The sequence below is a fragment of the Bradyrhizobium sp. CCGB20 genome, from assembly GCF_024199855.1.
Lineage (GTDB): Bacteria > Pseudomonadota > Alphaproteobacteria > Rhizobiales > Xanthobacteraceae > Bradyrhizobium.
Map to the genome: position 1 here is coordinate 6,270,226 of NZ_JANADN010000001.1, position 23,276 is coordinate 6,293,501.

The 23,276-nt window shown below is 65.8% G+C and carries 19 protein-coding genes; 5 read left to right on the plus strand and 14 right to left on the minus strand.

The window, feature by feature from the left end:
* Window positions 1–52 precede the first annotated feature (52 nt).
* From NLM15_RS29510 to NLM15_RS29550, 9 genes are all read right to left on the minus strand, one after another.
* Window positions 53–1,552, minus strand: a complete 1,500-nt coding sequence (locus NLM15_RS29510) for an aspartate aminotransferase family protein (RefSeq protein WP_254121291.1) — start codon at window positions 1,550–1,552, stop codon at window positions 53–55.
* Window positions 1,549–2,784 carry a RimK family alpha-L-glutamate ligase gene (locus NLM15_RS29515; RefSeq protein WP_254121292.1) on the minus strand — a complete coding sequence of 412 codons (1,236 nt, stop codon included), beginning with the start codon at window positions 2,782–2,784 and terminating at the stop codon, window positions 1,549–1,551. Before NLM15_RS29515 ends, NLM15_RS29510 begins: the two co-directional genes overlap by 4 nt.
* A gap of 1 nt (window position 2,785) precedes the next feature.
* The gene (locus tag NLM15_RS29520) at window positions 2,786–4,429 is read right to left on the minus strand and encodes a hypothetical protein (protein ID WP_254121293.1); all 1,644 of its coding nucleotides are present in this window, start codon (window positions 4,427–4,429) and stop codon (window positions 2,786–2,788) included.
* Window positions 4,419–5,201, minus strand: coding sequence for a hypothetical protein (locus tag NLM15_RS29525; protein WP_254121294.1), 783 nt, complete (start codon window positions 5,199–5,201; stop codon window positions 4,419–4,421). Before NLM15_RS29525 ends, NLM15_RS29520 begins: the two co-directional genes overlap by 11 nt.
* Window positions 5,202–5,274: 73 nt before the next feature.
* Window positions 5,275–7,158 (minus strand): flagellar protein, encoded by a 1,884-nt coding sequence (locus tag NLM15_RS29530; RefSeq protein ID WP_254121295.1) that lies wholly within the window; start codon window positions 7,156–7,158, stop codon window positions 5,275–5,277.
* A gap of 20 nt (window positions 7,159–7,178) precedes the next feature.
* On the minus strand, window positions 7,179–9,062 hold the full coding sequence (gene flgK, locus NLM15_RS29535) for a flagellar hook-associated protein FlgK (protein WP_254121296.1): 1,884 nt from the start codon (window positions 9,060–9,062) through the stop codon (window positions 7,179–7,181).
* A gap of 36 nt (window positions 9,063–9,098) precedes the next feature.
* Window positions 9,099–11,375, minus strand: coding sequence for a flagellar hook-basal body complex protein (locus NLM15_RS29540; protein ID WP_254121297.1), 2,277 nt, complete (start codon window positions 11,373–11,375; stop codon window positions 9,099–9,101).
* Window positions 11,376–11,552: 177 nt separating this feature from the next.
* Window positions 11,553–12,065 (minus strand): peptide-methionine (R)-S-oxide reductase MsrB, encoded by a 513-nt coding sequence (msrB, locus tag NLM15_RS29545; RefSeq protein WP_254121298.1) that lies wholly within the window; start codon window positions 12,063–12,065, stop codon window positions 11,553–11,555.
* A gap of 87 nt (window positions 12,066–12,152) precedes the next feature.
* Window positions 12,153–13,610, minus strand: a complete 1,458-nt coding sequence (locus NLM15_RS29550) for an FAD-binding oxidoreductase (RefSeq protein ID WP_254121299.1) — start codon at window positions 13,608–13,610, stop codon at window positions 12,153–12,155.
* A gap of 195 nt (window positions 13,611–13,805) precedes the next feature.
* On the opposite strand from NLM15_RS29550, the gene NLM15_RS29555 reads away from it, so the two are divergent.
* From NLM15_RS29555 to NLM15_RS29565, 3 genes are all read left to right on the plus strand, one after another.
* Window positions 13,806–14,342: a histidine phosphatase family protein gene (locus NLM15_RS29555; protein ID WP_254121300.1), complete on the plus strand. Its 537-nt coding sequence runs from the start codon at window positions 13,806–13,808 to the stop codon at window positions 14,340–14,342.
* Between the two features lie 75 nt (window positions 14,343–14,417).
* Entirely contained in the window at window positions 14,418–14,843 is a 426-nt protein-coding gene (locus tag NLM15_RS29560) for a universal stress protein (RefSeq protein WP_254121301.1), read from the plus strand.
* A gap of 141 nt (window positions 14,844–14,984) precedes the next feature.
* The gene (locus tag NLM15_RS29565; RefSeq protein ID WP_254121302.1) at window positions 14,985–15,446 is read left to right on the plus strand and encodes a hypothetical protein; all 462 of its coding nucleotides are present in this window, start codon (window positions 14,985–14,987) and stop codon (window positions 15,444–15,446) included.
* 225 nt (window positions 15,447–15,671) lie between these two features.
* Here NLM15_RS29565 and NLM15_RS29570 read toward each other — a convergent pair whose 3' ends face one another.
* Window positions 15,672–15,908 carry a DUF1127 domain-containing protein gene (locus NLM15_RS29570; protein WP_254121303.1) on the minus strand — a complete coding sequence of 79 codons (237 nt, stop codon included), beginning with the start codon at window positions 15,906–15,908 and terminating at the stop codon, window positions 15,672–15,674.
* Between the two features lie 186 nt (window positions 15,909–16,094).
* Here NLM15_RS29570 and NLM15_RS29575 point away from each other — a divergent pair, with 186 nt between their 5' ends.
* Entirely contained in the window at window positions 16,095–17,438 is a 1,344-nt protein-coding gene (locus tag NLM15_RS29575; protein ID WP_254121304.1) for a PLP-dependent aminotransferase family protein, read from the plus strand.
* Window positions 17,439–17,451: 13 nt separating this feature from the next.
* Here the strand turns inward: NLM15_RS29575 and NLM15_RS29580 are convergent, their stop codons facing one another.
* Window positions 17,452–18,051, minus strand: coding sequence for a YdcF family protein (locus NLM15_RS29580; protein WP_254121305.1), 600 nt, complete (start codon window positions 18,049–18,051; stop codon window positions 17,452–17,454).
* Between the two features lie 62 nt (window positions 18,052–18,113).
* Window positions 18,114–18,701: a hypothetical protein gene (locus NLM15_RS29585; protein ID WP_254121306.1), complete on the minus strand. Its 588-nt coding sequence runs from the start codon at window positions 18,699–18,701 to the stop codon at window positions 18,114–18,116.
* Window positions 18,702–18,781: 80 nt separating this feature from the next.
* Here NLM15_RS29585 and NLM15_RS29590 point away from each other — a divergent pair, with 80 nt between their 5' ends.
* A complete protein-coding gene (locus NLM15_RS29590) occupies window positions 18,782–19,216 on the plus strand; it encodes a hypothetical protein (RefSeq protein ID WP_254121307.1) in 435 nt (144 codons plus the stop codon).
* A 2-nt stretch (window positions 19,217–19,218) separates the two neighbouring features.
* On the opposite strand, the gene NLM15_RS29595 is transcribed toward NLM15_RS29590, so the two are convergent.
* Both NLM15_RS29595 and NLM15_RS29600 read right to left on the minus strand, forming a co-directional pair.
* Window positions 19,219–21,618, minus strand: coding sequence for an EAL domain-containing protein (locus NLM15_RS29595; RefSeq protein ID WP_254121308.1), 2,400 nt, complete (start codon window positions 21,616–21,618; stop codon window positions 19,219–19,221).
* 119 nt (window positions 21,619–21,737) lie between these two features.
* Window positions 21,738–23,150 carry an MFS transporter gene (locus tag NLM15_RS29600; RefSeq protein ID WP_254121309.1) on the minus strand — a complete coding sequence of 471 codons (1,413 nt, stop codon included), beginning with the start codon at window positions 23,148–23,150 and terminating at the stop codon, window positions 21,738–21,740.
* Window positions 23,151–23,276 lie beyond the last annotated feature (126 nt).

A 23,276-nucleotide genomic window follows, 5' to 3' on the forward strand; every position in this document is an offset into this window, starting at 1 on the left:
ACGAAAACGCCCCGGACCTGGTCCGGGGCGTTTTCGTTTGCGGTTTTGGATATCACTGCGTCGCGAGCGGCGGTGCCTCGACTTCGATCACGCCGTTGCCGCCCCGCCGTGCGCCGAACTCGAGCACCGCAGCCACGAGCGCGTCGATATCAGTTTCATCGGTACGGTGATTGACGATGGCTGCGCGGATCGCGAACTTGCCGTCCAGCGTCGTGCTCGACGGCGCCGCGAGGCCGGACTCCTGGACATCGGCGACGATTTCGCGATTGACCGCATCGTCAGCACGGTAGCGGAAGCAGACGATATTGAGATTGACCGGCGCCAGCAATTCCAGCCGCGGCTCGGCCAGCACGCGCGCCTCCAGATATTTGGCGAGCGCGCAGCTTCGCACGATCACCGCGCCCAGCCGGTCGGTGCCGAACGTCTTCAACGTGAACCAGGTCTTCAGCGCGCGGAAGCCGCGCGACAGATCGGGACCGAGATCGCACGGCCAGACCGCGCCGGCCGCAAGCCCCCTCGCCTCGCGGCTCAGATAGGCTGCCGGCTGCGCAAAGGCCTGCCGGTGCTGCTCGCCGTCACGCACCAGCAGGAAGCCGGCGTCGTAGGGCACCTGTCCCCATTTGTGGAAGTCGAGCGCGATGGAATCTGCAAGCTCGATGCCGCCGAGTATTGGCGCGAGCTCGGGCGAGAGGATCGCGAGCGCACCAAAGGCGCCGTCGACGTGAAACCAGATTCCCTCCTCGCGGCACAGCTGCGCGATCGCCTTGAGATCGTCGACCGCGCCGATGTCGACCGTGCCGGCAGATGCCACCACCAGGAACGGCTTGAAGCCGACCTCGCGATCGACCGCGATTTGCGCGCGCAGCGCCGCAACGTCGATGCGATGATCGGCATCGACACCGATCTTGCGCAGCGCATCGGTGCCGAGCCCGGCAATGTCCATCGCCCGCGAGACGCAGCCATGCGCGGCCTTCGACGTGTAGGCCGTCAGCAGCGCGCCGTCATTGCCGATGCCGTGCTGCCGCGCCGGCGTGCCGAGCGCAGCGGTGCGCGCCACCAGCACGGCCATCAGGTTGGCCATCGACGTTCCCGTGACGAAGATCCCGCTTGCACTCTCGGGGAAAGCGAACAGGTCGCGCATCCATGCAACGATCTGGTGCTCGACCTCGATCGGCATGTGATCGCGTCCGCCGAGATTGGCATTGAGAGCCGCCGCAAGCATCTCCGCGAGCATGCCGACCGCGGTGCCGCCGCCATGCACCCAGCCCATGAAGCCGGGATGAACGTTGCCGGTCGCATAGGGCGCGACATGTTCTGCGAACTCGCGATAGATATCGGCAAGATCGCTCGCCTCGCGCGGCACGTCGGCTTTCATTGTCGAACGGGCACTGTCGGGGATCGGCTGCCACACCGGACGCGCACGAACGTTGGCGATGCTGTCGATCGACTCATCCAGCATGCGATGGGCAAGCGCGCGAAACTCGCTCCAGTCCTGCGGATCGAGCGAGGTCTGCGTGACGGAGCTTTGCGTGTTGCGGATGATCTCGTTCATGCTGCACTCCCCTCGCCCGCTCTTGCGTGTCGCGACAGCATCGCGGTGAACGCGGCAAAGATCTTGCGCATCTGCGGCGGTTTGTAGGGAAACACGGCAGGCGGATCCATGTTGTGGACGACGGCGGTGTTGTCGGCCTCGAACACCAGCAGTTCGCCGTCCCGGTTCTCGGCGCAGTCGACGATGAAATAGTCGAGGCCGACGCGCTTGCTCATCTCGTCGAGCGCGTTGCGATGACGCGCAGCGAAAGCGTTGTCGAAGTCGACCATGAAGGTGGCTTCTTCAGCCCGCTTCTCTTCGCTGAACGCCATATAGGCGTTGAGATACCAGATGTCCCAGCGATCGGCGATCGCCATATGGCAGGCGTAAGGCTTGCCGTCGACCATGGTGAGACGATATTTGCGGTAAAGTCCGTCGGGGTTCGCATAGTCGACGAAGCGCGCGACGAAGAAGTCCTGCTCTTGCCGCTCGGTGAGATAGGCTTCGAGCGCAGGCGCATCGTCGATCTTCGCAAGCCCGACGCCGGCATGCGTGCCGCGCGGCCGCACGATCATCGGAAAACGCAATTCGCCCGTGATGTCGGCGCAGGCCATCCGCCCCTGCACGAGATCCGACAATTGCGTCCGCGTCGCGTGGGCAGTCACGGGAATGTCGAGACCGGGAATGTCTGCCAGCAACCGATACAGCTTGTCGCGATCGAGATTGCCGATCAACTCGGGGCGATTGAGCAGCGGCCGCGGCCAGTTCGGCGCGGCCCGCTCGATCAGCGCAAGCGCTTCGCGGCACTCCTCGGAATCGGAGGCGACCACGATGGCAACGTCGTGATCGGGCAGCGTTTCCGGCAGGCCCGTCCGCTTGGTCACATAGAGTGTCAGGAGCTCGATGTCGGAGCCTTCGAGCAGGAACTCGATCGGGGTATTGCCGCCCATGTCGATATCGGCCGCGAGCGCGAGTACGCGCAGGCGGGGTTTCGGGAGCGCGCAAGGCGTACGAAACAATTGGTGAAAGGACAGCACCTCGGTCTGGATCACGAGCCCAGCCTCCTTCTCGCCGAGGAGCTGGGCAATCAGCGACAGATCGAGACCCTCGCCGGCCTCCGCCGTCCCCTCCGCGATCCGCGCCAGGAGGCGCTCGCGCAACGGATGGAGATCGCCGCCCTCGAAGGCCCGGCGCGTCAATTGAGCAAAGCCGATGCGGTCGGAATAGTTCGGCGTGGAAACAGGATGCAGCATCTTAGACCTCGAGCACAAACTTCCCCGGCGCAGCCGCGCCGCGGTCAAGCAGCAGCTCGATCTTCACCACGACATGGGCGATGCGATCGAGGATGTGCTGCACATTGCGTTGGGCCTGCGCCATATCCGGCGACCAGGCCTCGGTCACGAGCCGGGCGCCGACGCAGAGCCGCAGCGCGGCCTGCGGCGCTTCGTTCGGCCGCTCCAGCCGGACCGGCTGACCGATCAGGCAGCGCTGCGCGGCGACCTGCCGGTCCGCCGCGCTGCCGCCGATCTCCTCGTTCATGTCACGTGCCAACGCCCGATGAACGGCGCCTGTCTCTGCGATCGAGACCGGCTTGCCATCGCGCAGCAGCGTGAACGGAAAGATGGTCCGTTGCGCGAACTCCTCGTCGTCAGCCGCGCTCTCCTCGATTGCCCCCGGAACGGCGCGAAGCGACGGCGACAGCGCGATCATGCTGGCGATACCGGCGGAAAGCTCGGCAAGCACCTTGCTGCGAAAAGCCCCGGGCACGGCATAGTAGGTGCCGATCTCCGCGAGCGCCGCCTCCCAGCGCAGCCATTGTCCGAAATTCGGCCGGCGCTCGAAGCGCGAGCGCAGCGCGGTCCAGGCCATCGGCCAATCGCAGCGGCCGGCATAGTCGAACAAGCCCGGCGCAATCCCCTCGATTCGGTCGAGCGACCGCGACAGCCCTTTCGGCACCAGCAGCGCGCCGCTGAAGGCGGGGCCGCCGAAGAATTTGGAGCCGGTCATCAGCACCATGTAGCCGCGGTCGAGATAGGAACGCAGCCCGCGGCGGCCGAGCCGCGCCTGACAGGCATCGACGACGACCTGAACCTTGCGCGGCCAGCGCCGCGCGATCTCATCGAGGCAGGCAGCACTCGGCGCGCGCCAGCCGAGTTTTGACGAATCCATGATGTGCAACAGAACGCGTCGGCCTTGCGCGAGGCTGTCCTCGACTGCGCGCATGACCGCGGCATCCGCATCGGCGCGCATCCCGATGCCGGATGCGGCATCGAGCAGCGGCACCGCGATGCTGTCGCCGGTAAGGCCCGTGACCGCGCCGTCCTTACGGACCGTAAAGCCGCTCGCCGTCATCGAGCTGAAATGGTGTCCGCGCGCGGTATGGACTGTCCCGCTTCCGGTCTGGTCGGCGCCGACCACGATCGTCACCGGCGAGGCGCCGAGCACCGCGCGCGCCAGGAACAGGGCGTGGAGCTGGGAGTCCGTGCCCGAAGGCGAGAACACGACGTCGACGCGCGGCGAGAGCTGGAGATGGCTGCGCAACTCCTCGCGCATGCCCTCGCAGCGCGCATCGAAGGCGATCTCGACCTCGTCGAACAGGCATTTGTGCACCAGTTCCTCGCGCGCCAGTGCGGCGCGGTCATAGGCCAATTGCGAGATCGTGGACGCGGTCGAGGAGCCGAAATTCCAGATTTCCGGCTCCGGCGAAGCCGCACAGCCATAGGAGTTGACGCCATCCCTGGCGTCGAGCGCCAGCCGCGGATCTCCGCCGGAGACGAGCAGCGTGTCCAGTGGCGTGAAGAGATCGCGCAGGCGGTAGCGCGAGCCGCCTTCAGACATGCGCTCGGGGTCTGACAGTCGGGATGCGCCGGCGCTCATCCCGGCAAGCTCACGCCGCATCGGCCGCCGCCGCGGGCGCGGCGGCGAATTGCGAAGCGATGTCGCCGTGGAACACCGACGGCCCGACGTGATCCAGCGAACTCTGGATGTCGGCCCAGATCTCGCCGCCGATATCGGTCCAGCGCTTGCAGAAGGCGAAGTCCTCGGAGAGATAGGTGCCGGTCGCGGGATCGATCATGCATTCGAACAGCGCGAAGCGGTTCTGGCTGGCCGCCAGCGTGTCGTGCGAATGCTCGCGGAAGAACTGCAGATTGGCATAGTCCGGGTGACGGCACATCGCCTCCAGCACGTGGCGGCGGATCATCAGGAAGCCGGTGCCGGCGTAGCGCACGCGGGTAAAGCCGTTGACCACCACGATGCGGTCGGGGTCCTCGATCTCGAGCACGTAGTCGAGCGAGGCCGCCGGCACGTCGGCACGGCCGGTCTCAATGGCCCGCTTCGCCTTGTCCCAATTGACCCGCTTGATCGGATAGCAGCCCGCAACGACGTCCGCGCCGCACTCGATCAGGCGAAACACCTGCTCGGGCTTGAAGCCGATGTCGGCGTCGATGAACAGGAAATGGGTCGCCTTGGGATCGTCCAGGAACATCGCGGCCAGATTGGCCCGCGCGCGCGTGATCAGCGCGTCCCCGTCGCGCAGGAGCACCTTGAGCTCGAGATTGGACATGCCGTGCACGGCGCGCTGGAGCGCGAAGATCGAGCTGGCGTAGATGCTCGAGACCTGCCCGCCGAAACACGGCGTGGCCACCACCAGCTGCATCTTGTCCGACATTGACGGCCCCCGCCCCCGCTTAAATCCTCACCAAGAGGTAAAGAGGCATGGTTAACGGCGCCTTAATGCGCACCTACAGGAACTTGACGAGCGAGAGCTGCGCGAGGTTCGAGGTAGTCTGGTAGGACGCCTGAAGCGCGTTCTGGAGTGCGAGGATCTCGCTGGCGACCTGGTCCGGCGAGGCCGACTCGGCCTGGTCGATGATGGACTGGAGCTGCGCCTTGGCCTGGGTCTGGCGCGTGCTTGCGCCCTTCATCGTGTTTTGGGCCATCGCGAGGTCGGTCTGGATATCCTCGATGCGCTGCTCGCCTGGCTGCTTCGTCAGCGCCTGGGTCGTGCGCAGGCTCAGCGCGGCGACCTGCCCGCCCGCATACTGCCCGGTCGGCGAGGTCGAGAACGTCCCGAACACCGCGATCGCCTGCAACTGCTGGCGGATCGCGTCCTCGTCGGCCTGCGCGCCATATTGCACCGTGACCGAATCGTCGACCCGCGCCACCGCAGTCGAGCGCGCCGAGCCGGGCCCGTCATTGCCGGTGTACCATTTCACGGTAGTGGCCGAGCCGTTGACCAGCGTCGTCGCCGAACTCGCCGGCGAAGAGCCGACGCGCAGCGGCGGCTGCGTGGCGGTGACCGGCGTCGAGCCGAAACCGAGCGCGTTCATTGCGCCCGTGTTCGAGGTCGTGATGTTGAGGCTCGCCGCATCGTCCGTGTTGATCGTGATCGAACCGCCATGCACGGTCGAAGGCTTTGACGTTCCCGTGATCTGGTCGATCTTGCTCATCAGCGTCTGGATGCTGTCGCCGACGTTGAGCTGGTTGCCGGTCGCGCCCGAACTGACGAAGGTCAGCGTGGTGCCGTTGACGGTGATGGTGTCACCGGCGACGAAGCCCGGCGAGATCGAATCCGAGGGGTTCGTGCCGGACAGCGCCGTCGCGCCGGTCACGGGCACAGGCGGCGCCGCCTGGTTGCTGACGGGGGTGCCGATCGCAGAGCTCGCGGTGTTGAAGAAATTGTCGCCGGCCGTGACCGCGGAGGCCGCCACCAGCGAGGTGTTGGCGAGCTTCGTGATCGCGGTGTTCAGCGCGGTGTTGAGATTGGTCTGGGTGTTGGCCGGGTTGACCGGGACGCTTGCATCGATCGCAAAGCTCCCGACCGGCGTCGGCGTCGCCGTCGACGCGGTCAGGTCGATCTGCTCGGTCGAACCGTCCGGCAGCGTGAACTGGACGCTGAGCTTGTCGCCGTTGTTCGGATTGGTGCCGTTGAGATTCACCGAGAATGATACCGGCGAGCCGCTCGGGCCGGTGACCGTCGCGCCGGTCAGCGTCGAGGAGACCGCCGCGATCTTGAGCCCGAATGGCGATCCGGCAACGTCCTCGGACACCTGCACCGCGCCCGACGGCAATGACGTCTGCACCAGACGCCCCATGCCGTTGGCGCCGAGATCGGCGGCCTGGCGCTCCGCCATGACGGTCTTGAAGCCCGCCTGCGTGGTCGTCCCGTTGATGATGTCGCCGGCATTGGCGACCGACTGCGTGTTGAACGCCGTCCCCGAGAACAGATAGCGGTTGCCCGACTGCGTGTTGAGGACACCGACCATCGAGCCGAACTGTGCGGCGGCGGTGTTCTGCGCGACGGTCTGGCCGTTGACGTTGAGATCCTGCGCAGTGCTTGCGGAGCCGGTCTGCACCGTGTTGCGGATCGTCGTGAGCGACTGGAGCGCGGTGTTGGCGAGGTTGATGCTGACGTTCACGTTCGTGATCGTGTCGGTATAGGCGGCGATGTTGGAGAGTTGCGCGCGCCCGGCGATCGCGAAGCCCTCGTTGGCGCCCATCCCGGAATAGTTCTGCGACAGCTTCCCGGTCGAGAGCTGCGTCGACAGGTCGGTGAGCTGCTGGTTGATGTTGCGGATCTGCGCGCCGAGAATCGACGAAGAATAGTTGATGCTGCTGATCGACATGTTTCAGAGCCCTGTACTGGTTACACTTGAGCCTGGATCAACGTGTTCATCATGCTCTGCACCACCGACATGACGTGGGCGTTGGCGGCGTAGGCATTCTGAAGCTGGATCAGGTTCGACATCTCCGAGTCCAGATTGACGCTGGAGGTCGAGTTGAACTTGGCCTGAAGCGTCGAGACCACCACGCTCTGGCCCTGCTGAAGCTGGGTCGCCTGCGTCGCGGCATTGCTCTGGACGCTCAGGAACTGCTGAAGGTAGTTCGAGACGCTGCCGGTGAAGGGCTGGCTGGCGGAGCCGAGGCCGCTCTGCGGCGTATAGGAGAACACCGCCGTGGTGAGCTGCGAGTAGAGAAAGTCCGAACGCGTGGTGTCGCCCGCGGGCGTCACCGGCGAGGTGTTGTAGACCGACATCCTGGTCGGATCGCTGGCCAGCTGCGTATTCACCGCGATGCGCCCGGCAAGGCCCGTCATCTGCGAGCCCGATGCCGTGATCGCGCCGGTGTAGAGCGCCTGCCCGCCGTCGGTGAACAGCGGCAGCTGCGGATTGCCCGAGGTCAGCGACGAGATCGTCTTCGTGCTCGATGACGAATTGACCTTGGCAAGGCCGGAGTTGTCGTCGGTGACCCGCAGCGTCGTCGCCGTCGCCGGCGACGGGGCGGCGGAGAACGACAGGTGCGCGCCTGACAGCGCGGTGTTGAGGGCCGACGCGATCGCGCCCATGCCCCCCGAGAAGTTCACGCCGATCTTCATCGGGTTGGCGTTGGTGGCGTTCTGCAGCGGCAGCGCGGCCGGATCCGTCACGTTGACGAGCGTGATCTGGCGCTGGGTGTTGGTGGCCGTGTCGGTGTAGGTGATGTTGACCGTGTTGCCCGGCTGCGCGCCGGCAAGGTCGACGTCGAAACCGGCCGGCGGGCCGGAGACCGTGCTGCCGGCCGTGGTCTTGTCCGAGAGCGCGCTCGACATCGCGGCGGCGAGCTGGTCGATCTGGGTCTGCGCCTGCACCAGCGTCTGGTCGCGCAGCTTCAAATCGGCCGCGATCTGGCCGGAAGAAACGACGTTGTTGGCGACGACATCGAGCTTCGAGCCGTTCGGCAGAACGATGTTGAACGCGCCGACGCCGGACTTGGCCGGATCGACGTTGTACTGCGAGGTCGCCGACAGCGCGCCGGCCGACGAGAAGGAGAACTGCGAGGCAAGGCCGGCGCCGACCAGCTGGATGCCGGTGGTGGTGTAGATGTTGGCCTGGTTCGAACCGTCCGTGGTGACACGGACGTCGACATATTTCGACAGCGTGTTGATCGCCTGGTCGCGCTGGTCCATCAGCGTCGCGGCCGAGGGGTCGTTAGCCGACAGTCCCTGAAGCTTGGTGTTGATGTCGGCGACCTGCTTCATCGCCGCGTTGGCCGCTTGCGCCGAGGTGCCGAGATCCTGCTCGACGTTGGAGCGCAACGACTGGATGCCCTTGGTGGTGACGTTGAGCTGCTGCGCCAGCGCCTGCGCCGCACCGAGGGCGACCGTCTGCGCCGACGACGAGCCTGCGCTGGTCGACAGTGCCTGGAGCGCGGAGGTGAAATTGTTCAGCGCGGTTTCGAGCGTGCCGTCGTTGCCGGGCGTGCCATAGACATTCTGAAGCTGCTTCAGGATGTTGGCCATCTGGTCGGCGTAGCCGCTGCCGCCGGTCTCGGTGCGCAGCTGGTTCAGCACATAGGTGTCGAGCTCCCGGCTGACGCCGGTCGTCATCGCCGTCGAGCCGAAGTCGCCGGTGGTGACCTCGATCTGGTTCGCCGTCTGGACGACGTAACCCGGCGTCTGCGAATTCGCGACGTTCGAGGAGACGATCGAGAGCGCGGCCTGGTTGGCACGCAGACCGCTCATCGCGCTGGCAAGGGCTGAACTCAAACCCATGTGTACTTACCCGCCTTTGGTTACGTCACGCGCCGATCAGCGCAACACGTTCAGGAGGTCCTGCACCATCGAATTCGCCGTCGTGATCACCTTGGTGTTGGCCGAATAGGCCTGCTGGGTCACGATCAGCTTGGTGAACTCGTCGGCGATGTCGGTGTTCGAGCCTTCCAGCGACGAGCCACTGATGCTGCCGGAAGCGCCGTCGATCGCAGTGCCCGACTGTTCGGTCGCGGCGTAGGCACCGCCGTCCATCGCCTTCAAATAGTTGGTCCCGTTGAAGTGCGACAGCGTCACCTGGGCGAGGTTGAGATTCTGGCCATTGGAGAAGGTGCCGACCACGAGGCCGCTGTTGTTGACGGACACCGAGCGGAGCTGACCGGCAGCGTAGCCATTCTGCGTGATGGTGTTGATGGTCACCGCGCCGCTGGTGCTGGCATATTGCGTCAGCCCGCCCGAGGAGATGTTGAAGGCGACCGAGCCGAGCGACTGGCCGCTGACGCTGACATTGTTGATGGTGATGCCCGAGCCGCTCGGCGAGGTCAGCGAGCCGTCGGCCGCGAAAGTGAAGGCCTGGCCGGTATTGACCCAGCCGACCGTCGTGCCCGTCGCATTCGGATCGGTCTGGTAGAACAGGTTCCAGGTGTCGGAATGGCCGGTACCCAGCGAGGCGCTGTCGGTCTTGGCCCAACGCAGCTGCAGGTTCACCGGCGTGCCCGCGGCGTTGTAGGCGGTGACCGCGCCGCCGCTGATCGATTCCTTGGTGAACGTGGCGATGTCGTTGCCGATCACGCCGCCGGTGCCGGCAGTGCCGCCACCGCCGCGGTCCTTGGAGATGGACGACGTGAAGCCGAGCGCCGCGAAGGCGCTGCTGTTGTTGCTGGTCACCGTCAAGGTGGGATTGGCGATGCCGGTATTCAGGCTGATCACGCCGTTGCTGATCGAAGAACCGCTCGCGCCGCTGAGTTGGTCGATCTGGTTGAGCAGAGTCGCGATGGAGTCGGTGATGTTGATCTGGTTCGGAGGGGTCGCACCGGAGGCCACGAAGGTGATCGTATTTGCGGGTCCCGTGCCGTTGACCTGGATCGTGTTGCCGACCACGAAGGGCGTCGAGAGGACTTCCGGCCCGCCAGGCGTCGCGGTGCCGCCGAGCTGCGTACCACTCGTAATCGCGGGGGTGGACAGCACGTTACCGCCGCGCGTCACGCTGCTGATGCCGAGGAAGCTTGCCGCAGTGCCGCCGATCGTCACGTCGGCTGTGGTGCTGGTTGTGATCTGGATGTTACCGCTGGCGGTCAGAGTCACGCTGGAGGCGGGAACGCCGGCTCCAGTCGCGATCGCGTTGAGGACGTCCGACATCTTTGCGCTGGTGGGCGACTGCAGACCAATCGTGGTGACCACCGGAGGGCCCGCAGCCGTCGAAACGCCCGAGACTGTGTTGTCGAAGTTGATTGTTTGGCCGTTGACGGTCAACGACTTGCCGGCGAGGTTGGTGAGCAGGCTGGTATTGAGATGCGGGGACACGGCGGCATCGAGAGACGTGCTGCCAGTCGCCACCGCCGAAGCGCTGTCCATCAGCGCCACCGAACCAGTCGCGGTCGTTGCCGTATAGGCCGAGCGCAGATTGCCGGTAGCGGCTGCGCCGGAGATCGTCGCATTCGTATAGGGCGGCGGCGGCGTGCCGACGATCAGCGGGTTGGCGGCGAAATCGGACGGGTTCAGGCCGCCGGCCGCCAGCAGCGAGCCGCTCACCGCAGTCGAGCTCGCCGCCGTGTTCGGCTGGGACGGCAGGTTCGCGGCGTACTGGATCGAGGTGGTCGCCTGTGCCGGGATGAAGTTGTTCTGGAATTTCAGGACGGTGGAGACGTTGCCGGTCGGGTTGCCAGTCTTGGGGTCGACCGTGGTGCCCATCAGATAATAGCCGGCGCCGTTGACCAGATTGCCGTTGGCATTGAGCTGGAAGTCGCCGCGGCGGGTGTAGTAGGTGACGCCGCTGAACACCGGAACGTTGTCGACGACGCCCGTCGCCTTCTGGATCGAGAAGAAGCCATCGCCGGTGATCGCCATGTTGGTGGCGACGGTGGAGCCCGAGATCGTGCCCTGCGTCGTGATCGTGGCCTTGGCGTTGGCCGTCACGCCGCCGGCGACCTGCTTGCTCGGCACCGAGGAGTCGGGAATGAGATCGACGAAGCTGGTGCCGATGCCCTTGTAACCGGTGGTGGATGAGTTCGCGATGTTGCCGGAAATGTTCTGCAGCGCGTAGGACTGCGCCTGCAGGCCACCCACCGAGGTGTTCATTGCATCGAAGATACCCATAACTTTGTCTCCAGATCCGATCTCGGCGGCGCCAACGCATGGCCGCAGTCGGGGAGACAGTCGCAAGGGCTATGCCAATGCGGGTATTCTTATGGAATCAATGACTTAATGAAAAAGCCCCGGTCCGATGACCGGGGCACAATTGCCGGGACCGGCAACAATTGCCGGGACCAAACCTCAAGTTGCCGATGCAGCTGCGGGGTGGAAGACCAGCCCGAAACCGTCGATGCAGTAGCGCAATCCGGTCGGCTTCGGGCCGTCGTCAAAGACATGGCCGAGATGGCCGCCGCAACGCCGGCAATGCACTTCGGTGCGCAGCATGCCGTAGGTGCGATCTTCGGTCTTGCCGACATTGCCCTCGATCGGCTGGTAGAAGCTCGGCCAACCCGTGCCGCTCTCGAACTTGGTGTCGGACGCAAACAGCGGCAGGTCGCAGCCGGCGCAGGCGAAAGTGCCCTTGCGATGCTCCTTGAGCAGCGGGCTGGAGCCCGGTCGCTCGGTGCCGTGATTGCGCAAGATCTCATACTGCTGCGGCGTGAGCTGGGCGCGCCACTCGGCCTCCGTCTTCTGGATCTCGAACTTTTCCGCGGCCTTCTCTCCAGCCTCGGCCGGCGTTCCTCTCAGCCAGCGGAAGGCCGAAAGGCCGAACAGGCCGGCGACAGTCGTCAACAGGATGCGGCGGTCAAACATCTCATTCTCCGTGCGCGGGGAGTCCACGCCCTGAGATACGGGCTCTAACGGCCGACGTTACACTTCCGGGCGGAATTTTTCTCGGGCTTATTGCGAGACAGGGTCGCCCTGCGAGGCCGGTTCCAGCTCCTCAGCCGCAGGTTTCGGCGGAGGGGCCGGCCGTGGCCGGACGCCGGGCGGCGGACGGCGAGGACCGGTGCCGGCGGCCCGGTTGGCTTCGGCCAGCCGCGCCTCGCGTTCCCGGTCCTTGATCCGGGCACGCTCGCGATAGCGGGCGAGCGAGCCTGCGGCGGCGGAACTTGCCCTGCCCCAAACCCCCACCAATTGACCCGCGACACGTCCCGTGGCGCCCCCCGCCCAGACCAGTTCGAACGGCGAGAACAGTTTCCAGCGCTCGTCGCCCCATAGGATGCTGCGCGCGATCAACTGTCCGGCCATGGCCGAGGTGTTCATGCCCTGGCGGCCGAACCCGCTCGCCACCCACAGGCCTTTGCGCAACTGGCCGATCTGCGGCATGCCGTGCACGGTCTGGCCGGTGGCGCCGCCGAACATGTCGGTGAACTCGACATTGCCGAGCTCAGGGAAGATCGATCTGATCCGCCGCCTGACCGCACCCGCAAAGCGCTGCGGACGCGCGGCCCAGGTGGTCTCGGGGCTTTCCCACATCAGGCGGTCGCCATCCACGACACGGAAATGGTCGACCCCGTCGGAATCCATCACCGATCCCTTGAAGGCGATGATCTCGTGCACGCGCTCGCCGAGCGGCGCGGTGATGCCGGCATAGCGCCAGACCGGCAGCAGCGTCTCCGACAGGCGCCTCAACGGCGCGCCGAGATGGATGTTGCCGGCGAGCACGATGTGGGTGGCGCGCAGCCGCGCCGAGGGCGTGACGATGCGCTTGCGGATGCCGGAATGATCGATGCTGACGACCGGCGTATCCTCGAAGATGCGCGCTCCCGCCCGCCGCGCCAGCGCCGCAAGGCCGTGCACATATTTGCGGCCGTCGACCTGGAACGCCCGGGGATAGTAGACGCCGTGGAAGTAACGGTCGGTCTTGAGCACCTCGCGGACGCGATCGGCCTGCCAGCCCTCGACCTCCGTGTCGAAATCCTCGTTCAGCATCTGCAGGCGGCTGATCAGCCGGTCGCCGCCATCGACGTTGGAGACCTCCAGCACGCCATCGCTCGGAGCAATCCCCGGCATGTTCGCCTCGGTGGCGTTGGCCCGGACAAACTCGGCGCCCTGCTTCGACAGCGTCCACAATTCGCGCGCGTCCTCGAAGCCGATGCGCTCGATCAGCGCGGTGAGCGGCAGCGCAAAGCCCGGCATCACGGTGCCGAGCTGGTTGCCGGAGGCGTTCCAGCCGACATGGCGGCCCTCGAGCACTGCGACGCTGGCCCCTAACCGGGCTGCCTCCAGCGCGATGGAGAGCCCGGCCAGCCCGGCCCCGATGACGCAGATGTCGGCGTCGAGGTCGAACGACAGCCGCGTGCGGTCGCGAAAGCCGGCTTCTTCCTGGGACACGCTTGTGAAAGTCTCGCTCATGTCGTTTTCTTAGAGCATGATCCGGAAACGTGTGCAGCGGTTTTCCGAACAGATCATGCTCAAACTCACAACCTAAAGCGCGATGACGATTTGCTCTGAATTCATCGCGCTTTAAAGGACCGATCGGGCGCTTGTCACCTTGTCCTCAGCCGCCGCCTGTAGATTATTCTGGACATATAACGATTCGGGAATGCCATGCGCCGTTTGATGCTGCTGCGTCACGCCAAGACCGAGACGGACGCGCCGAGCGGCCGTGACCAGGATCGCCGCCTCGACGACCGCGGCCACAAGGATGCCGCGCAGATCGGGGACTGGATCGCCGCCCATCCCCCCTTCCCCGAAACCGTGCTGGTGTCGCATGCCGTCCGGACCCGGCAGACCTGGGACATCGCCTGGGCGACGATGAAGGACCGCGTCCCGGCGCCGCAGGTCGAGGTCCTGCCGGAACTCTACGGCGCCGATCCCGCACAGATCCTGGAATCCATTCGCACCGCAACCGCCCCGTCCGACCCGAAGCAGTTGCTGCTGGTTGCCCATAATCCCGGCATGCACGAGGCCGCCCTGATGCTGATGGGCGGCGGCGATCCGGCCGGCGCCAAGGCGCTCGCCCACAACCTGCCCACGTCGGGGCTTGCGATCTTCGACTTTGACGTCAAGGATTGGGATGACGTGGCCTACCGCCGCGGCAAACTGGTGCTGTTCGTCAGCCCCAAGCTGCTTCGATCGGGTTGAGACGCGCGGGCGCCGTCTCGACCGGTTGATCCAGCCTGGTCACAAGACTTCCTGACTGGAAGACTGGAGGCGCAGATGTTCAAGTCCATCCTCGTGCCCATCGACCTCGCCGACACCGATCTGGCAAAGCCGGCGATCGCGACCGCTGCAACGCTGTCGCAGACCTGGAGCGGCACCGTGCGCCTGCTCAACGTGCTGCCGATGACGCCGGTGATGCTGGCCGAATACGTCCCGGCCGATTTCGACGAACAGCAGCGCCAGACCTCGGAAGAAGCGCTCGCCATCGTCGCGCGCGAATCCGGCATCGAGGCTCCTCGCATCTCCAGCGTGGTGCGCCAGGGCGGCATCTATCACGAGATCCTGGAGGAAGCCGTGCACATGAAGGCCGATCTGATCGTGATGACCTCGCACCGGCCGGCGATGCGCACCTATTTCCTCGGCTCCAATGCCGGGCACGTCGTGCGCTACGCCAAGTGCTCGGTGCTGGTGGTCAGGCACTGAGTGCTGCCGTCATTGCGAGCGCAGCGAAGCAATCCAGACTGCAGACGCGGAAAGATTCTGGATTGCTTCGCTGCGCTCGCAATGACGATGCGGAAGCAGCCGCAGCCCAATCTCATCGCACTTTAAGCTCGGAGCAATGTCATGAAGCAATGGTGGCGGCGATGGACCTACGAGGTCCCGCTCGCGATCGGTGATGCGTTGTGGGAATTGCTGGTCGTCCAACTGGCGGCGTTGCTAGACAGGCTGACGGTGCGGAAGATCGTAGCCGCCATCCCTGTCGCCATCATCGTACTCGCTTATTACCACAGGATCCCGATTCCGCCGGAGCTGATGCTGGTCGGCGACTTCCTCGCCTATATCGACATCTTCTCGGCGCTGTTCCTGCTCGGCGTGCTGAGCCGCGTCACGACGATCCTGTTCGTCGTCAGGCAGACCGCGGCGCGCATCGCCCTGCTCGTCGGCAGCACCGTCGCGCATGTGCGGCGCCTGGACGTTCGGCATCGGCGCCAGCGCGGCGCGCCAGCAAGGCCCCGCCGCAAGCCCGTCCGGTCCGAGGATGATCGCGCTTATGGCAGCGTCTGGGACCAGGTCGCGCTGGCCTGATCGAGGCACTAAGGCGCCGCGCCGTATGCGGCCCGTAGCCCGGGTGAGCGAAGCGATACCCGGGACCACGCTCGCAACAATCCCGGATGTCGCTTCGCTCATCCGGGCTACGAGATGTTGCATTGCCCGGCGGGCAAAACACCGTGGGTGTGTGTCTGCAATGACGATGCAGAGGCGCTGTACGTCACCACGCCCGGATCTGCCGGGCGTGGCAACAGAGCAAACTCACAGATATCGCGTCAGCTCGGCCTTGAACTGCCCGTAGACGGCGTCCTCGATCTGGCTGCGCGTGATCCCGATGTCGCGCAAGGCGCGGTCGTCGAGCTCGTTCAGCGTCTTGACGGCGGAGCGGCGCTCCAGGCGGTCGAACAGCGCATGAGCGGCGGTGGCGAGCGTGCTGAAAAATCCGCCCGATGAGGATGGGCGTAAACTCCGCCCGGCAGTTTGCGAGATCGTGGTCATTCTTCTTCTCCGGCGTGCTGTTCCGCGCGGCGAAGCAGGTGCCGTTGGCGCAGACGCTGGCAGCGCCTACACCTCATTTGCCATCGGATTGCTCTCGCTCACCTCGGCTCAATCGCGGAACTTGATGGAACTTAAATGCTCCAGTACACTACTCGGAGCAAGTAAAACATTGCTCTCGGTGCAATAATGTCCAAGTTCGAGTACGTGAAGCTTGCCGATGCCATTGCGGCCGATATCACTAAAGGCACGTTAAGGCCCGGCGACCGACTGCCGCCACAGCGCAATTTTGCCTACGACCGCGGCATTGCGGTCTCGACCGCGAGCCGGGTTTATACGGAGCTGCTCCGCCGCGGCCTCGTCGTCGGCGAGGTCGGCCGCGGCACCTTCATCTCCGGCGACATCAAACGCGAAGTCGAGGCGTTGAGCGAGCCGCGCGATGCGCGCATCGATTTCGAGGTCAATTATCCCCTTCTGCCGCAGCAATGGGCGATGATCGCCAAGAGTCTTGCGGGACTGGAGCGCGTCGACGCGCTCGAATCCGCGCTGCGCGTCTCGGCCAGCACCGGCACCAAGAGCGCCCGCAATGCCGCCGCCGCCTATCTCGCGCGCAAGGATTTTACGCCGCAGGCCGAGCAGATCGTCTTCACCGCCAACGGCAAGCAGTCGCTCGCAGCCGCGCTCGCCGCTCTCGTTCCCACCGGCGGGCGCTGCGGCGTCGAGGCGCTGACCTACCCTTACGTCAAGAGTATCGCGGCGCGGCTCGGCGTGACGCTGGTGCCAATTCCGATGGATGAATTCGGCGCACGGCCCGACGCGATCCAGAAAGCGCATCGCGAGGCGCATCTGTCGGCGCTGTACCTCCAGCCCATCATCCAGAACCCGCTCGGCGTCACCATGAACGCGACGCGGCGCGCCGACATCATGCGCGTCGCCGAAAAGCTCGATCTCACCATCATCGAGGACGCCGTCTACGGCTTCCTCGCCGACGACACGCCGCTGGCGGCGCTCGGCCCCGACCGCTGCATCGTGATCGACAGCCTGTCCAAGAAGGTGGCGCCGGGCCTCGCGCTCGGCATCCTCGTCACACCGCCGCATCTGCGCGAGAGCGTGATGAGCGCGGTCCGCACCGGCGGCTGGATCGCCTCGGGCCACGCACTGGCGTCCGGTCAGCGGCTGATGGCCGACGGTACCGTCGCCGAGCTGACGCGGCTGAAGCGGACCGACGCCGGACGCCGGCAGCAGACCGCGGCGAGGCTGCTCTCGGGCTACCAACTCTCGGCCGACCCGCGCTCCTATCATCTCTGGCTGACGCTGCCGCCGCACTGGCGCTCGCAGACCTTCGTCGCCGCCGCAGCACGGCGCGGCATCGCGCTGACGCCGTCCTCGACGTTTGCGATTGCGCATGGACATGCACCGAACGCGGTGCGGCTCGCACTCGCCCCGCCCTCGCCCGAGCAGCTCGATTCCGGCCTGCGCACGCTCGTGTCGCTGCTCGGCACCAAGGAAGAGGATTTCGACTCGACCGAGTAACGCGCGGAACCTCTCAGGCCTCCGGCCATTCCGCGATGAATCCGCTCGCCTTGTACGGCTCGATCTTGTCCCATTCGTGCAGGACGCGGCGGCGAAACTCGACATCCGTGTGCCAGAGCGCGCGCGGTATCGCAAAGCTGTCGACGGTGAGCAGCATCTTCTCGACTTCAGGCCAGTGCCGGTGCAGCGTCATCGGGTAGCGGCGCGCCGTCCAGGTGTTGCCAAGGCAGATCACGCTCCGGATGTTTTGCAGTCCAAGCGCCGCATCAATGATCGGCAGCGAGAAGATCACGTTCTCGCCGGTGTTCATCGCGCGATGTTCCTCGAGGACAAGATCCGGCGGAATGCCTGCGGCAACCATCGCTGCCTTGATGATGGTGCACTCGGATTGCTCCGAGCCCGGCGTCACGCCGCCACTGACGATCGACCAGCGGAAGAAGCCCTCGCGCCACAGCCTCGCGGCGACGTCGACGCGCAGTGCGACGTCCTCGCGGGTACCGAACATGAACAACAGATCGGCCGGCCGCAGTGGCGTATCGACCAGATGCGTGCGGTTGATCTCGGCGATCTCATCCGCCGCAAGCCGGCGGGTGCTGCAATCCATGCTTGGCATGGCGGCACGATGCGGCACCGGCGCAAGGCTGCGAAGTCACGTTTGATTGCGGCCGATTGCACCTACGGCAGCAAGGCCTTGGGCACGCGGTCAAAACCGTAGCTCTGCGGCTGGTTGCGCCGCACGAAGCCGCCGACCTGCCAGGCGAACAGCGCGGCAAAGCCGATGATGAACAGCGCACCTGCGAATTCGCCGATCAGGAGCGCGCGGATCAACAGCCCGGCCATGGCCACCGTCAGCACCGCCAAAAACGCCAGCACCCCCGCATAGGTCTTGCGGCCGAGGCCGGCGGTCAATTCGGCGCGGCTGCCGGCTTGAGCCATCCGTGCATGCAGTTCGAGAATGAACTCGCGAAAACCGTTGTCCTGCGGCGCCATCAGCGCCGCGGTCTGCCAGCTCGTCGACAGGATCGCGATACGGCCGCCCTTGGTGTGGCTGAGATCGGCGCGAAAGCGGTGCTGCTGCATCGATACCGGGCGAAACGACAGCCGGATCGCCGAGATCTCGTCATAGCGCCACAGACCGGAGCGGCCGGCGATGTGCCAGGACAGGCCCTCGTCCGTCAGCTCGAAACGATGCGCCGAGCCGATCAGCGACGCCTTGTAGGCGTAGCTCGTGACCGACGGGCCTTGCGCTTCCGAAACCTGCATCTCGACAATAAATTCCCGTCCGCGCAATCCCGCCTGCGATCGGCTTGCGCGATCGCCCTCGCCCATCCTACAAGTTGGGCATGGCTGAGACGACCTTTTTTCCACGCCGCCTGATTCTCGGCGCCGCCGTGATCTCCGGCGTGCTGCTTGCGCTCGCGGTGCACATGCTGGGCGCGCGCTACGGGCTCGACCTCGGCGGGCTCTGGCACTCCGACACGCATGAATTCATACCGGCGGGCGCGGCGATCGCGTGGTGGCTGATTGCCACGGTCGGCTTCTCGGGCGGCTATTTCACGGCAACGCTGATGCAGAGCGCCGTCTCCGGGCAGATCCCGCAGCGGATGCGGCAGTTCCTGATCGCGGTCGGCGTGCTGCTGCTGGCGGGCGCAGGCCAGGCGGCCTCGGCGCCGAGCCCGATCCCGACCGTTTCGGGCGTGCTCGCCGGGCTCGCCGCCCTATGCCTTGGCGCCGTGATGGCGTTCTGCGGCGCGCATTTCGCGCTCCGCCGCGGCTAACATCAAGCCGAGGCGCGCAGCCGCGGCCGGTCCAGCATCAACGCGACATCGGATGCGGGCCGCGGCTTGCTGAAAAGATAGCCCTGCGCCTGGGTGCAGCCCTCGCGCCGCAGCAGCTCGAGCTGCGCGTCATTCTCGACGCCTTCCGCCGTGGTGACGATGCCGAGGCTGCGCCCGAGGCCGGTCACCGCGCGGATGATCGCCATGGAATCCTCGCGCGTCGCAAGCTCCGACACGAAGGAGCGGTCGATCTTGATCTTGTCGAACGGGAAGCTGCGCAGATAGCTCAGCGAAGAATAGCCGGTGCCGAAATCGTCGAGCGAGATCCGCACGCCCATGGCGCGCAGCTCGTGCAGGGTGGTCAGCGTGGCCTCGCTGTTCTGGAGCAGCACCGATTCGGTGATCTCGAGCTCGAGGCGTCGCGCCGCGAGCCCGGAGGCTGTCAGCGCATCGGTCACGGATGCGATCAGGTTCGGGCTCTTGAACTGCATCGGCGACAGGTTGACGGCGACATCGACATCGTCCGGCCAGGTGGCGGCGTCACTGCAGGCGCTGCGCAGCACGAACTCGCCGAGCTGGACGATCAGGCCGGTCTCCTCGGCTAGCGGAATGAAGTTGATGGGGGCGATCAGGCCGCGCTGCGGATGGTTCCAGCGCAGCAGCGCCTCGAAGGCGACGACGCGACCGCTGGCGACGTCGCGGATCGGCTGATAGTACGCCTCGAACTCGTCGCGCTGCACCGCCGCCCGCAGGTCCATCTCCAGCAGCCGCCGCGCCTGCGCGCGCGCATCCATGCCGGTTTCGAAGAATCGATAGGTGCCGCGACCGTCCGCCTTGGCGCGGTACAGCGCGAGGTCGGCGTTTTTCAACAACTCGTCGGGATTGCTGCCGTCCTGCGGCGACAGCGAGATGCCGATCGAGACGCCGATGACGATCTGGTGGTCCTCGATCTCGTAAGGCGCCGAGATCACCTCGACCAGGCGGCCGGCAAGGGACCTTGCCGCGGTTTCCTCCGACCGTCCGATCTGGACCACGGCGAACTCGTCGCCACCGAGCCGCGCCACGGTGTCGCTCTCGCCGACGGTGGCCTTTAGCCTGCGGCCGACCTCTTTGAGCAGCGCATCGCCGATGGGGTGGCCGAGCGAGTCGTTGATGTCCTTGAAGTGATCGAGATCGAGACAGAGCACCGCGATCTGATCGCCCGACTTCACCCGGCGCAGGCCCTGCTGGAGCTGCTCGTGGAACAGCACGCGGTTCGGCAGACTGGTCAGCGCGTCATGGCGCGCCATGTGCGAGATCTTGGCCTGCGCCTCCAGCCATTCGGTGATGTCCTCGAAGGTCGCGACCCAGCCGCCGCCCTGCATCGGTTGGTTGACGACGCGGATGGAGCGGCCGAACCGGGTTACAACCTGGCTGGTCGTGCGGCCCTCGCGCGCGTCGGCGACGAGGCGCGCGAAAAATTCGCCCGCATCGCCCTGCCACTGGCCCTTGGCCTGCTCCTCCCGTAGCACGTCGACGAGCAGACGGCCGGTGAGCAGAATGTCGGTACGGCCGAGCATCGCGGCGTAGCGCTCGTTGAAGAGCTGGATCTTGCCCTCGGCATCGAACATGCACAGCCCCTGCGACATGTTCTCGAGTGCAGTGTCCAGCACGACCTGCTGGCGTCCCAGTTCGCCCTTGGCGCGGCGGTCGAGCACAGCCGCCGCGAGCGCGATCGCGATGATCGCGGCGGCGGCGCTGGCGGTGAGGATGGACAATGAAGCCGGCGGGATCGACAGGCCGCTGATGACGACCGCAGGATCCGGCGTCAGCTCCACCGCGCCCATGGCAGTGAAATGATGTGAGACGATGGCCAGCGTCAGCAGCACCGTCGCGCCGAGCGCACCCGCAAGGCTGTCGCGTCGCCCTGCAACGACCATGGCAAGCGATCCAAGGGCGACGCCGAGGACGATCGAGACCGTCACTGTGCCGGTCGTCCAGCCGATGCGCGCGGGAATCTCGAGCGCCATCATGCCGGTGTAATGCATGGCGGCAACGCCGGCACCGACGACGGCGCCACCGAGCGCAACCAGGATCCCCCGCGTCACCGACACCGAAATGCTCAGCCCGATGAAGGTGACCGCGATCGCGAAGATCAGCGACAGGATCGTCAACGGAATATTGTATGCGCCACCCGCTCCGGGCCCGTAAGCCTGCATCGCGATGAAATGGGTTGCCCAGATGCCGCCGCCGGCGACAACGGCATCGAGCGCGACCCACGATACGCGGGCTCCCCCGTTCGCCGCACGCGCGCGGTGGAACAGGCTGATCGCCGCTGCGCTGGCGAGCAGACACACCGCTCCGCCGAGTGCGACCAGACGCCAATCATGCTGATCCGTCAGGCAGTAAAGAACTTGATACATTGCCGGCCCCTATTCCAACCGCACTAGAACCGGCAGAGATGGACAGTCGGTAACCGGCTATGTACCGGTTCCAGTAATGGTGAACAGGGAATGTGTGGGATCGCTCACATTGAGTCCCCTCACGCCTTCGCGTCATCGGCTGCATATGAGCCGAGGCCGATCACGGCGGCGGCGAGCAGCAGGACGGCCGCCGATATGATTAGCGACTGGTGAAGGCCGATCATGAAGGCACTGTCCGAGGCCACCAGCGAGCCGAACAGCGCGACGCCGAGCACACTGCCGGTCTGCCGCGTCGCGTTCAGGACGCCGGCGGCGATGCCGGAGCGCGCCTTGTCGACGCTGCCGAGCAAGGTGGAGGTCAGCGGCGGCACCAGCAGGCCAAGTCCACCGCTGATCGCGATCATCTGCGCAAAGATCGCGAAGTAGCTGGTCCCGGCTTCGATCCAGAGCAGGCCGAGACAGCCGAGCGCCGAGATGCAGGCGCCGATCACGATGGTCGGGCACGAGCCGATGCGTTCGGCCAGACGCGGCGCCAGCAAATTGACCGGCAGCACCGCACCCATCATTGGCACGAAGGCGAGCCCGGTCCACCATGCCGACAGCCCGTTGATCCTCTGGAAGTAAAGGCTCAGCACGAAGATCAGGCCGTAGATCGCGATGTTGACGAGGAGACCGACGATCGTGGTCAGGGTAAACAGCCGGTGACTGAACAGCGACAGCGGCAGCATCGGCTGCGCGGTGCGGCTCTCGCGCCAGACGAAGAGCACTGCCAACGCGGCTGAGGCAACGAAGGCCGCGATCACGGCTGGATCACTCCAGCCGAGCGAGCCACCCTCGATGATGGCGCCGGCAAGCGCGCCCAGCGCGCCGATCGCGGCGATCTGGCCGGGCAGATCGATCTCGCGCGAGCGTGCCCGCGTGGTCTCGCTGGCGTAGCGCCAGCTCAGCCACAGGCCGGCAAGACCGATCGGCAGATTGACCAGGAAGATCGCGCGCCAGCTAACCAGCGTGATCAGCGCGCCGCCGACGAAGGGACCGGCCGTAAGCGCCAGGCTCGCGCCGGCGGCCCAGACCGCCACGGCGCGACCACGCTCGCGGTCGTCGGCATAGGCATGATTGAGCAGCGCCAGCGAATTCGGCACCAAGATTGCGGCCGCCAGCCCCTGCACCAGCCGCGCTGCGATCAGCACGGCCGCATCGGGGGACAGTGCGCAGGCGAGCGAGGCCGCGGTGAAGATGGCGAACCCCGCCATGAAGATGCGCTTGGCGCCGATGCGGTCGCCGAGCGCACCGGCGGTCAGAATGAAAGCGGCAAAGGCGATGGTGTAAGCGCTGACCACCCATTGCAGCTCGGCGACGCCGCCGCCGAGCGTTTTGCCCATCGCATCCAGCGCGGTGTTGACGATGGTGACGTCGAGCTGCACCACGCCATAGCCGAGGCTCATCGCGGCAAGCGTGAGGGAGGTCGCAAGGCGCGAGCCGGCACGCGGCGCGCCGGCTAGCGTTTCATATTTGATGGTACTCGCTCGCATGCTGCCACCTCGGTTTGCAGCCCCATGCGAAACATACGCCTTCAGCCCGCCATCATGCTTCGACAATGACCGAATGATGGATGTGCGCTTTGCCGGTCTCACCACATCCGCGGTGTCATCGCCCGC

What these genes read in the sequence shown, in the direction of transcription:
- NLM15_RS29540 (WP_254121297.1), bottom strand. Translation starts at nt 11,375, where the DNA reads ATGGGTATCTTCGATGCAATGAACACCTCGGTGGGTGGCCTGCAGGCG.
- NLM15_RS29510 (WP_254121291.1), bottom strand. Translation starts at nt 1,552, where the DNA reads ATGAACGAGATCATCCGCAACACGCAAAGCTCCGTCACGCAGACCTCG.
- NLM15_RS29580 (WP_254121305.1), bottom strand. Translation starts at nt 18,051, where the DNA reads ATGCCAAGCATGGATTGCAGCACCCGCCGGCTTGCGGCGGATGAGATC.
- NLM15_RS29560 (WP_254121301.1), top strand. Translation starts at nt 14,418, where the DNA reads ATGTTCAAGTCCATCCTCGTGCCCATCGACCTCGCCGACACCGATCTG.
- flgK (WP_254121296.1), bottom strand. Translation starts at nt 9,062, where the DNA reads ATGGGTTTGAGTTCAGCCCTTGCCAGCGCGATGAGCGGTCTGCGTGCC.
- msrB (WP_254121298.1), bottom strand. Translation starts at nt 12,065, where the DNA reads ATGTTTGACCGCCGCATCCTGTTGACGACTGTCGCCGGCCTGTTCGGC.
- NLM15_RS29600 (WP_254121309.1), bottom strand. Translation starts at nt 23,150, where the DNA reads ATGCGAGCGAGTACCATCAAATATGAAACGCTAGCCGGCGCGCCGCGT.
- NLM15_RS29550 (WP_254121299.1), bottom strand. Translation starts at nt 13,610, where the DNA reads ATGAGCGAGACTTTCACAAGCGTGTCCCAGGAAGAAGCCGGCTTTCGC.
- NLM15_RS29530 (WP_254121295.1), bottom strand. Translation starts at nt 7,158, where the DNA reads ATGTCGATCAGCAGCATCAACTATTCTTCGTCGATTCTCGGCGCGCAG.
- NLM15_RS29565 (WP_254121302.1), top strand. Translation starts at nt 14,985, where the DNA reads ATGAAGCAATGGTGGCGGCGATGGACCTACGAGGTCCCGCTCGCGATC.
- NLM15_RS29595 (WP_254121308.1), bottom strand. Translation starts at nt 21,618, where the DNA reads ATGTATCAAGTTCTTTACTGCCTGACGGATCAGCATGATTGGCGTCTG.
- NLM15_RS29575 (WP_254121304.1), top strand. Translation starts at nt 16,095, where the DNA reads ATGTCCAAGTTCGAGTACGTGAAGCTTGCCGATGCCATTGCGGCCGAT.
- NLM15_RS29555 (WP_254121300.1), top strand. Translation starts at nt 13,806, where the DNA reads ATGCGCCGTTTGATGCTGCTGCGTCACGCCAAGACCGAGACGGACGCG.
- NLM15_RS29570 (WP_254121303.1), bottom strand. Translation starts at nt 15,908, where the DNA reads ATGACCACGATCTCGCAAACTGCCGGGCGGAGTTTACGCCCATCCTCA.
- NLM15_RS29520 (WP_254121293.1), bottom strand. Translation starts at nt 4,429, where the DNA reads ATGCGGCGTGAGCTTGCCGGGATGAGCGCCGGCGCATCCCGACTGTCA.
- NLM15_RS29525 (WP_254121294.1), bottom strand. Translation starts at nt 5,201, where the DNA reads ATGTCGGACAAGATGCAGCTGGTGGTGGCCACGCCGTGTTTCGGCGGG.
- NLM15_RS29590 (WP_254121307.1), top strand. Translation starts at nt 18,782, where the DNA reads ATGGCTGAGACGACCTTTTTTCCACGCCGCCTGATTCTCGGCGCCGCC.
- NLM15_RS29515 (WP_254121292.1), bottom strand. Translation starts at nt 2,784, where the DNA reads ATGCTGCATCCTGTTTCCACGCCGAACTATTCCGACCGCATCGGCTTT.
- NLM15_RS29585 (WP_254121306.1), bottom strand. Translation starts at nt 18,701, where the DNA reads ATGCAGGTTTCGGAAGCGCAAGGCCCGTCGGTCACGAGCTACGCCTAC.